The organism is Chitinimonas sp., from assembly GCF_041904975.1.
In the GTDB taxonomy this organism is placed as follows: domain Bacteria; phylum Pseudomonadota; class Gammaproteobacteria; order Burkholderiales; family Chitinimonadaceae; genus Chitinimonas.
The window spans coordinates 1-6763 of sequence record NZ_JAYRLZ010000231.1 but is presented as its reverse complement, the minus strand read 5'-3'; the positions used below and the strand labels follow the sequence as shown (position 1 = coordinate 6763).

Genomic DNA, 6763 nt, shown 5'->3' with positions numbered 1-6763 from the left:
ATCGAGCGTGGATGAGCCAAATCGATAGCGATACAGCGTGGACATGATGAAGCGACCCAGGTGGACCAAGACTGTTGCGGTCGGCGATTTTCACACAAGATGGCCAGGCGGCAAGCATGCTGTACGCTATTTGCATGACGATGCCGGTGCGCCGAGGCGGGTTTGCCACGGAAGTGATGCTGAATGCATGAAAACCCGCTACGGCGCGACGTTGAGGTAGCCGCGCAACGCGCGGGCTTCCTCCACCCGGTCCAGGCTCCGACGACAGAACGTCAACAGAGCCTAGCTTGCCAGCTGCTGCGCGCGTGTCAGCTCGTCGCGGACTTTCTGGATGGGCAACGTAATTGAGGCGGGATCGCTTGCCTGCATCTGTTTGAATGCGCTTTCCAGCTGATCGATAGCCACTTGCTTATTGCCCTGCATCCGCGCCAGTCTCCCCAGCTGATAGTTGATTTGTGCCTGCCACGACGGCTTGGGGTCGATGGCGTTGAGTTGTTTGGCATCCAGATGGGCGAGCTGCTCGCCGGCATCGCGCCAAAGACCCAGATCAAGCAAGGTATTGGCCAGGTTGTAGCGGGCAGTCATGATCACCGGGTGATCGGCCGAGCTGTAGATGCGCCCTGCATCGGCCAGGCTTTGTAGCAGGACGGGTTTGGCGAGCTCCGGATGACCATCCAGATTGCGGGCGATGGCGGCATTGATTCGCGCGCACAACAGGCTCTGGGTGATGGCCCCGCCATTGAGGCGCTCGAACAAGGCTGCTGCCTGCAAATACGCCTCTGCCGACTTTGCCCATTGGCGGTCCTGCAGGTAAGCATTGCCCAGTACCGTGTACATGCTGGCGGTGAAGTTGGATTCGTTACCGCTGGCTTTACGCATGCATTGCACCATATTCTCGGCCAGCGGCAGGCCTTCGGACAGTTTGCGCAGTGCCACCAGCGCCTCGGCCAAGCGGCGACCGGCTTGGCAGGTGAGAAAATGGGCCTGGCCATAGCGCTGCTGATTGGTCTTCAGGTATTCCCGCGCCATGGACTCGGCGATATCGAGCTTGCCGAGGATGCGGTTGGTAGAAATATTGCGGGCGATCAGGTTCTCTTTCAGGCTGATGGATGCGTAGGGCAGTTTGGCCAGCACTTCGCCAGCCTGGCGGTTGAAGTCGAGCCGGTCGCTCCAGCGAAAGCGGGCACCGGCGAGATTGCCGCGTGCGTACCAGTACCAGGCCAGGGTTTCACTCGCTTTGGCTCCCGGGCGCAGCAAGGAGGCCTTTGCCAGGTCCAGCTGCGCTTCGGCAGCATCGAGTTTGGTCAGATTGGTCAGGCTGCGTGCATAAGTCACCCGTAGACGGTCAAGCAAGGCCTGGTCGGGATGATCCATCCCCTGCACGAGTCCCAATGCATGCTCGGCCTGTTCGATAGCAGCGCGATGATTTTCCAGTGCCTCAAGGTTTTCCTGCATGGCGACATGCAGGGCGAGATGGACTTCCGGACTGTAGTGAGATTCGGGTGCGTCGATCTTCTGCGCGGCGAGCAGGGCAGCTTGCTTGATGGAGATATCGGATTGCCCGGTGAGCGAAGGATTGGCCTGGCCGATCAGATCGTTGCTCATGAACTGGTTCAGGGCTTCGATATTGGCGTTCTGCCGCTCCAGGGCGCGCTCACTGTCGCGCAGGTTCAGGTAGGCATACAGGCAAAAGCCGAACGCCAGAAACAGGGTGCCGATCAGCGCCAATAGCCAGGGACGGCTGGCGCGCTCGCGCGCGAGTGCACGGCGATCGCGTTGCGCTTGTTCTTGTGCTTCGATCTGCCGCTGCCGTTCGATATGCCGCTGCGGCAGGCTGCGCAGATTGGCAATCATGACCGCCACGCTGCTGGTGCGGTGGGCCGGGTCTCCATCGGTAGCCTGACGGATTTCCTCGATCAGCAAGGTATCGCTGAGCTGGCGCTCCCAACCGGGCAGCAAGGGTTGGCGCAGATCGCCAATCATCAGCTGGTAGAGCAGCACGCCGAGCGAATACAGATCGCTGCGCTCGGTCGATGGCATGTCGCGCCAGATTTCCGGGGCGATATACATGGCAGTGCCGCGCGCATCGTCACTCAGTATCGTTTGCGGGCCCGCAGCGCCGATTTCGGCCAGGCTCAGGGCCGCCAGGCGCTGGTCGTCGGTCAGGCGGCCGCTACCGAAGTCGGCAAGCCGTATCTGCCAGCCGCTGCCTTGTGGCTCGATCAGGATGTTGGCCGGTTTGATGTCTTTATGGATAACGGCCACGCTATGGGCGGCCGCTACGGCATCGGCAATCTGCAAGAACAGTGCGAGGCGACTGTCTAAGGAGAGGCTGGCAAGTCGTCCGTCTACCTGGCTCCAGGCGAGCAGGTCTTCGCCGCCATATTCCGCTTCCAGAAAAAACGGTGCGCTTTCGAAGTTCCAGTCGAGTATGCGCAGAATGTCTTTCCGGTCTCCCAGTTGTTCGTGCAGCATCTGTGCCAGGGTGGCTTCGCGCTTCAGGCTGGTGAGCTGATCGGCATCGGCTGCATATTTGTAGACATGTGCCTTGCCGGATTTGCCATTGCGTCCCAGCCAGACTTCGCCGGCAGGCGATTGGCCCAGCATCCGCTCCAGCACGAAGCCGGGCCGCTCGGGTGCCGGCTGCCCGACTGCCAGCTCCAGCGCACTGGCATAGCCTTGCCCGACCACCGTGCGCTGTACCGGTATGGCAATCCGGTAGCCGATACGGGGAATCGCCTCGATCAGGCCGGCATTGGATTCGCCCAGTACCGAGCGTAAACGGGTGATGGCGCTGGCCAGGACGTTTTCGCCCAACAAGCGGCCACTCCATACCTGCTCTTCGAGCTCTTTCTTGGACACCACTTCGCCACGATGCCGCAGCAGCGCATTCAACAGGCGCAGCGATTGCGGCTGGATATCGACAGCCAGGCCGTTGATCGTCAATTCACTCGAGGATTCATCAAGCACAGACGAGCCGAAACGATAGCGGTATAGCGTGGTCATGCGTTTGCAATCTGAAGTTGGTCGGTAAGGTCGGCGTAATTGTTACACAAACTTACAAATCGGTGAGCTTGTTACAAGTACCGCGACTGTGTTGGTGCGTTTGCCGATGCAGCATGTTGATTCTTTGCAACAAATGTGAACTGGCAGCGCCACCTGCGTTTGGCCGCTGAGGGCAGTTGCAATATTGCGGATCGCAGGTCGGGCGAATGACTCTCCGGAGAATGCGCATGCGGGCTTGGTTCGGTATCCATATGGCAATGAGGGAAGCTCTGAACGAATCACCCCATGCGCCAATTGCGCGACTCCCCCGCGCAATGCGAGGGCGCAGGGGGGCGTGAAATAGCGAGAAATCGATGCGCTATCGGCATTCGCGTAAGTCCCGGGCGTGGCGGGACATGCGCTGGTGGTCGAAAACTCGATTCGTTCAGGGCTTCCCCTGGTGAGTCGGCCTGGATCAGTCGGAATAGGGGGAAGCTCATCCGCACGCCTCGCTTGGCGTTAGCGGCAAAGCGCCAATAATCAAACACTTATGTGAAACGCGATTGCCCTGCAAGCGGAGCTGCGACACCGGTTTTCTGGCTTGGAAGGGCGCCCTTAGTGTTCGCTTAGTTGTTTTTAGGACTGATTACTGGTGTGCCTGGCCCGTGCCATCACACACTGCAACCTGAAAAAACGTGAGTCGACAGGCAGGTAACGGCAACAACTACCTGGATACCGTGTGGGCTTGAATTGAATGAACATCGAGCAGGAGCTTGAATATGCGTTTGGACAGAAACTTCGCGGCAGGGTCGTTGGCGGCGGCAATGCTTGCCCTGTTTTCACATGGAGCAGCCCTGGCTGCTGATGCACAGCCACACTGGGGTTATCACGGCGAAGACAGTGCCGAAAAGTGGGGAGAACTGGACAAGAGTTTTGCCGCCTGCAAACTCGGCAAAGAGCAGTCACCCATCGATATCAAGACCAAAGATGTGAAAAAGACGGTACCGGGCAAGATCGAATTCAGCTATGCGCCGTCAAAGCTCGCCATCGTAAACAATGGCCACACCGTGCAGGTGAATTACGATCCCGGCAGCTTTATCAAATACGATGGCAGGCAGTATGAACTGGTGCAGTTTCATTTCCACACCCCGAGTGAGGAAGAAATTGATGGCAAGGAATTCGATCTGGTTGCCCACCTGGTTCACAAATCAGCAGACGGTAAATTGGCAGTGGTGGCGGTGTTGTTCAACCGTGGCGAGGACAATGCCTTCCTGAAGACCTTCTGGGACAAATTGCCCAAGGGTTCGGGCGAGTCGCGCCTGTTGCCCAAGACCAGTATCAAGCTGAATGATCTGTTGCCCAAAGAAAAAACCTATTACACCTTCAATGGCTCGCTCACCACGCCGCCATGCAGCGAGGGGGTGACGTGGTTTGTATTGAAGAACCCGGTGACGCTTTCCAAGAATCAGCTGGCTGCGTTCCGTGGTGTGTATCCGATGAACAATCGACCGGTACAACCGTTGAACGGTCGTTTGATCAGCGAGGGCGGCTAAGCGCTGCCACGGCTGGCGCGCTGCGCCAGCCTGTATTCCTGTAGTGGGCATTTGCCCGTCAATTTTCACTATGAAGGAGTTTCACCATGGTTGTTATCGCTGCTCCACTGGCTTTTCTGGTCGCTGCTTTGATGGGCGTAGGCGTTGCCGAAGATTTGAATAAAAACGAGTCGGTAAAAAACAGCACGGTAAATGTCGTACCTGCAAGCGCGCAAGACAAGGTTTCTCAGTTGCAACTACCCCAGACACACCAGCCTGTCGCGCTTGCCGAAGAGGCTCTGCCACTGCAAGGCGGCAAGCAACTGAACCAGTAGTTCGCGGTGTCGGAATGTAATGCAAGGAAAATGCGGATTACGGGTCCTTGATCATCAATGTGCAAATGGCTTGTAAATTCGTAATGGCGCAAGTGATTGAAATCACTTGATTGCCAGAATATGCGATCATCTTCAAATGATTGTCAGGTAGTTCGTTGTAGTAATCTGGATAATTCTGGCATGGTAGGGTGGTCAGTATTCTCAATCGCTTCGATTGAGTGGTTTAGTTGTTTTATTTTTGCTTATGTCGTGTATTGACTTCAGGCTGCCGTGTGGCGTCGGCGGGTGCAGGTTGGATACCAATTCAACCTGCACGGCCGATTTGACGAGCGATTCATTGCGGCGCCCGATGCTTGGGTACTTCCATGAGAGCTAGTCCGCAAGGGTAAAACTTAACGGTACATCGACGGCTACATCGCTGCTCTGGCCATCACAGCGCAGCTTCTTCAAGGCGGCCAATACGGTGGATTGCATGGCGCGGCCGGCAAAGGCATTACTGGTCTGGCGCATCACCGGATTCTTGATCTCGCCGCCCGGGCCGACCGTAATGGTCATGGCCATATCAAAGCGGCTGATGCCGCGGCTATTGAAGTCTTCGCGATCAGCGATAACCGGGAAGCGGTCTGCCAGCAGTGCCTGGATTTCCGGATAGTTACGGCAAACAACGCGGGCCTCGCGGCGCTCATCCTTCTTGACGTCTTCCTTGCCTGGACCTGGATCCTTAATGACGGGACCGCCTGGCGCGGGTTTGTCGGTGGGAGGGCCATAGTCCACCGGCTTGTTGGCGGGTGGCGGAAAGTCATCAGGGATCTTCACTTCAACCGGTGGCAGGTAGGTCTTGTCCAGAGTCTTGGTGGGCAAATCAAAGGGCTTGGGCGGTGGGGGGCGGGGTGATTTCGGGAGGGAAATTGTCAACAGGAATTGGCTCGAAAATGGTCGGCTTGCTGCCATGGTAGGCCAGGCCCTGGATCATGGCTGCGACCACCACGATATGCAAGGCGGCCTGGCGCTGAACGCGGTGCGGAAGATAGAACGCTGAGATCGTGACTGAGATTTGCCGTCGTCGAGGCCGCCGTTGCGGTGGTCTTGAAATTGGTGAAGGCTGCGGACCTGGCGGCATTGGCGGCCCGCTCCATCCGGAAGGGGCAGAGGCTGAATAGCGTCAGCATGTCAGCGGGCGATAGTCTGGCGGCGCAGCTTGCGCTGTAGCTGTAGCAAGCCATACAGCAGTGCCTCCGGCGTCGGTGGGCAACCGGGCACGTAGACATCGACCGGCACGATGCGGTCGCAGCCGCGCACCACCGAGTAAGAATAGTGGTAGTAGCCGCCACCATTGGCGCAAGACCCCATCGACACAACATAGCGCGGTTCCGGCATCTGGTCGTACACCCGCCGCAGTGCCGGGGCCATCTTGTTGGTGAGGGTGCCGGAAATGATCATCAGGTCGGAATGGCGCGGGCTAGGGCGCGGAATCATGCCGAAGCGGTCCATGTCATAGCGGGCGCTGGCGGCGTGCATCATCTCCACCGCGCAGCAGGCCAAGCCGAAGGACATGTACCACAGGCTGTCGCTCTTCACATGGCCCAGCAGGGTGTCGAGCGAAGTCAGCGCATAGCCGTCGTGGTGCAGGGAAGGGGCGGGCATCGGGTTGCTCCGTGGTACGGGAGCGCCATCATCGCGGCCGCGCCGCGCGGCGTCTTGAACCGAAACGACATGGCTGGCGCCAGCATCAATCCGGCAGGAACAGCTGCGAGGTTTCGTCGCGCGAGAAGCGGAAGGCCCAGCTGTCGGCGCCGGCGTCGGCGATGCTGCGCAACAGCGCCGCCGGTGTATGGCCGGTGTAGCGGACGAAATCACGGTTCATATGCGACTGGTCAGCAAAGCCGAAGGCATCGGCGCACTCAGCCCAGC

The 6763-nt window shown here is 58.5% G+C and carries 5 protein-coding genes and 1 pseudogene; 2 read left to right on the top strand and 4 right to left on the bottom strand.

The genetic code is table 11. The annotated features are described in order from the left end of the window. Positions 1-282 precede the first annotated feature (282 nt). Positions 283-3006 (bottom strand): winged helix-turn-helix domain-containing protein, encoded by a 2724-nt coding sequence (locus tag ACE3OH_RS17450; RefSeq protein WP_374356015.1) that lies wholly within the window; start codon positions 3004-3006, stop codon positions 283-285. Between the two features lie 758 nt (positions 3007-3764). On the opposite strand from ACE3OH_RS17450, the gene ACE3OH_RS17445 reads away from it, so the two are divergent. Both ACE3OH_RS17445 and ACE3OH_RS17440 read left to right on the top strand, forming a co-directional pair. Next, positions 3765-4538 carry a carbonic anhydrase gene (locus ACE3OH_RS17445; protein ID WP_374356012.1) on the top strand — a complete coding sequence of 258 codons (774 nt, stop codon included), beginning with the start codon at positions 3765-3767 and terminating at the stop codon, positions 4536-4538. Positions 4539-4624: 86 nt separating this feature from the next. After that, positions 4625-4852, top strand: coding sequence for a hypothetical protein (locus ACE3OH_RS17440; RefSeq protein WP_374356009.1), 228 nt, complete (start codon positions 4625-4627; stop codon positions 4850-4852). 372 nt (positions 4853-5224) lie between these two features. On the opposite strand, the gene ACE3OH_RS17435 is transcribed toward ACE3OH_RS17440, so the two are convergent. The 3 genes and pseudogenes from ACE3OH_RS17435 to ACE3OH_RS17425 form a co-directional block, all read right to left on the bottom strand. Next, positions 5225-5713, bottom strand: a complete 489-nt coding sequence (locus ACE3OH_RS17435) for a hypothetical protein (RefSeq protein ID WP_374356006.1) — start codon at positions 5711-5713, stop codon at positions 5225-5227. A gap of 309 nt (positions 5714-6022) precedes the next feature. Continuing rightward, positions 6023-6496: an NADH-quinone oxidoreductase subunit B family protein gene (locus ACE3OH_RS17430; RefSeq protein ID WP_374356003.1), complete on the bottom strand. Its 474-nt coding sequence runs from the start codon at positions 6494-6496 to the stop codon at positions 6023-6025. Positions 6497-6581: 85 nt separating this feature from the next. After that, positions 6582-6763, bottom strand: a pseudogene (locus tag ACE3OH_RS17425) (hypothetical protein); the annotation flags it as partial.

What these genes read in the sequence shown, in the direction of transcription:
- ACE3OH_RS17450 (WP_374356015.1), bottom strand. Translation starts at nt 3,006, where the DNA reads ATGACCACGCTATACCGCTATCGTTTCGGCTCGTCTGTGCTTGATGAA.
- ACE3OH_RS17440 (WP_374356009.1), top strand. Translation starts at nt 4,625, where the DNA reads ATGGTTGTTATCGCTGCTCCACTGGCTTTTCTGGTCGCTGCTTTGATG.
- ACE3OH_RS17445 (WP_374356012.1), top strand. Translation starts at nt 3,765, where the DNA reads ATGCGTTTGGACAGAAACTTCGCGGCAGGGTCGTTGGCGGCGGCAATG.
- ACE3OH_RS17430 (WP_374356003.1), bottom strand. Translation starts at nt 6,496, where the DNA reads ATGCCCGCCCCTTCCCTGCACCACGACGGCTATGCGCTGACTTCGCTC.